The organism is Streptosporangium sp. NPDC006007, from assembly GCF_040614315.1.
Classification (GTDB): domain Bacteria; phylum Actinomycetota; class Actinomycetes; order Streptosporangiales; family Streptosporangiaceae; genus Streptosporangium.
Genome location: NZ_JBEXUG010000094.1, coordinates 1 through 2,415, shown reverse-complemented (window position 1 = coordinate 2,415; position 2,415 = coordinate 1). Strand labels below are relative to the sequence as shown.

Below are 2,415 nucleotides of genomic sequence, written 5' to 3'. Positions count from 1 at the left end.
GAAACGGTCTGATAAGAGACACCGGCATACTCTGCGACATCGTATAACGTTACTGGTTTCACATTCACCACCCTGAATTGACTCTCTTCCGGGCGCTATCATGCCATACCGCGAAAGGTTTTGCGCCATTCGATGGTGTCCGGGATCTCGACGCTCTCCCTTATGCGACTCCTGCATTAGGAAATTAATACGACTCACTATAGGGGAATTGTGAGCGGATAACAATTCCCCTGTAGAAATAATTTTGTTTAACTTTAATAAGGAGATATACCATGGGCAGCAGCCATCACCATCATCACCACAGCCAGGATCCGGGGGACGAAAACCTCTATTTCCAGTCGATGTCGTTTTCCGCGCCCTTGAAGGGTTTCCACGCCCAGCTCCCCGGATCCGGCCCGGTCGTCGAGACGATTCTCGACCGGCTGCGGATGCTGGATGCCGACGTCGGTGGCGGGCCGCCCGGTCTATTCGGCCTGAGCGGGCCGGGCGTCTCGGTCGAGGCCAGTCCGCGCGAGCCGTTCCCGGAGAACCTCGTACAGGCCGACTGCGGGATCATGGCGCTGCACGGTCGTTCCGAGGCGCAGCCGCGGCCACTGGGTGTCGACTACGTTTCGATCCTCACCGGGATCGCCACCGTCCAGGGCATGCTGGCCGCGACTTTAGCTCAACTGCGCGGAAATCCCGTGGCCCGCATCGAGCTCGACGCGAACGGCGTCGCGTTGCTCGCCGTCGGGCAGTACATCGCCGCGGCCACCGCGGACGAGGATCCCGAGGGCTACGAAGACCTGCCGTCGACGGCGCGGCCGCCGTTCGTCTCCGCCGACGGGATCGCGTTCGAGGTCGAGTCCTTCAGTGGTGAGGCCTGGCAGGGATTCTGGTCCTCGCTGGGGGCGCCGGAGCGCGCGATCGCGCGAGGCTGGCGGCCGTTCCTCCTCCGTTATGAGCGCGCGTCGGCGGTGCTTCCGCGCGAGCTGCACGAGGCGGTCGAGTCCACGTCGTTCGAGGAGATCCGCGCGGTCGCCGCGTCGACCGGGATGCACGTCTGTCCTGTTCGGACAGTGTCGGAACGGCGCGCCGACCCGGACGCGGGCTTGCCGCCGTGGACACTACGCGCCGGACGGGCGGCACCGCCGGCATCCGGTTCCGGCGCCGGTCTGCCGCTCGCCGGGATCCACGTCGTCGAGTCGACCCGCCGCGTGCAGGGCCCGCTGGCGACCCGGTTGCTGTCGTTGCTCGGCGCGACCGTCACCCGGATCGAACCGCCGGGTGGCGACCCGCTGCGGGGTATGCCGCCGATGGCGGGCGACTGCTCGGCGAAGTTCCGCGTGCTCAACGACGGCAAGCGGATCGCCGAGATCGACTTCAAATCCGCGGCGGGCCGCGACGAGGTCATGGACCTGATCCGCGACGCCGACGTGTTCCTGCACAACTGGGCACCGGGCAAGGACGTCGAACTCGGCCTGGACGCGGCGGCGATGCACGCGGTGAACCCCGGGCTGGTCTACGCGGCCGCGTGCGGCTGGGGCGACGCGCTGGGGACGCGGCCGCCCGCCGGTACGGACTACATGGTCCAGGCCTACTCCGGGGTGGCCGACGCGCTGACGCCCGCAGGCGAACCGCCGCGCCCGACGTTGATGATCATGGTGGACATCGCGGGCGGATTCGTTTCGGCGGAAGGGATCGTGGCCGCGCTGGTGGCCCGTCAGCGCACCGGCCGGGGCGGCTCGGTCACGACGTCGCTGCTCGCGGCGGCCGACGCCCTCCTGCGCGAGCCGTCACCCGCCGCCGTCGACGGTGTCTTCGCCGCGGCCGATGGGCTCCTCGCGATCGTGACCGAAGACGTCGAAGCCCTGTGCTCGAAGCTGGACATTCCCGTGCCGCCGCCGGAAGAACTGGCGGACGCGATCACCAAGGCGCTGGGCACGCGGCCGATGGCGGACTGGGAAGGCAGGCTGGGCTCGATCGCGGTGCCGGTCCGGCGGGATCTGGGCAGCCTCGTCTCCCGTCATCCCGCGCGGTTCGAGAGAAACGGCTGCGCGATCGCCGTTTCGCCGTGGATCTTCGGAGGAGCTTCGTCATGACATTTAAGTAAGTACTCGAGTCTGGTAAAGAAACCGCTGCTGCGAAATTTGAACGCCAGCACATGGACTCGTCTACTAGCGCAGCTTAATTAACCTAGGCTGCTGCCACCGCTGAGCAATAACTAGCATAACCCCTTGGGGCCTCTAAACGGGTCTTGAGGGGTTTTTTGCTGAAACCTCAGGCATTTGAGAAGCACACGGTCACACTGCTTCCGGTAGTCAATAAACCGGTAAACCAGCAATAGACATAAGCGGCTATTTAACGACCCTGCCCTGAACCGACGACAAGCTGACGACCGGGTCTCCGCAAGTGGCACTTTTCGGGGAAATGTGC

The 2,415-nt window shown here is 65.3% G+C and carries 2 protein-coding genes; one reads left to right on the top strand and one right to left on the bottom strand.

The window, feature by feature from the left end:
* Nucleotides 1–62, bottom strand: a 62-nt coding sequence (locus ABZ194_RS30225) for a LacI family DNA-binding transcriptional regulator (RefSeq protein ID WP_202863478.1), incomplete at its 3' end; no start/stop codon positions are given.
* 210 nt (nucleotides 63–272) lie between these two features.
* Here ABZ194_RS30225 and ABZ194_RS30220 point away from each other — a divergent pair.
* Nucleotides 273–2,081 carry a CoA transferase gene (locus tag ABZ194_RS30220; RefSeq protein WP_355600424.1) on the top strand — a complete coding sequence of 603 codons (1,809 nt, stop codon included), beginning with the start codon at nucleotides 273–275 and terminating at the stop codon, nucleotides 2,079–2,081.
* Nucleotides 2,082–2,415 lie beyond the last annotated feature (334 nt).

Bases quoted from the DNA above. Each gene is read 5' to 3' on its own strand.
- ABZ194_RS30220 (WP_355600424.1), top strand. From the start codon at position 273: ATGGGCAGCAGCCATCACCATCATCACCACAGCCAGGATCCGGGGGAC.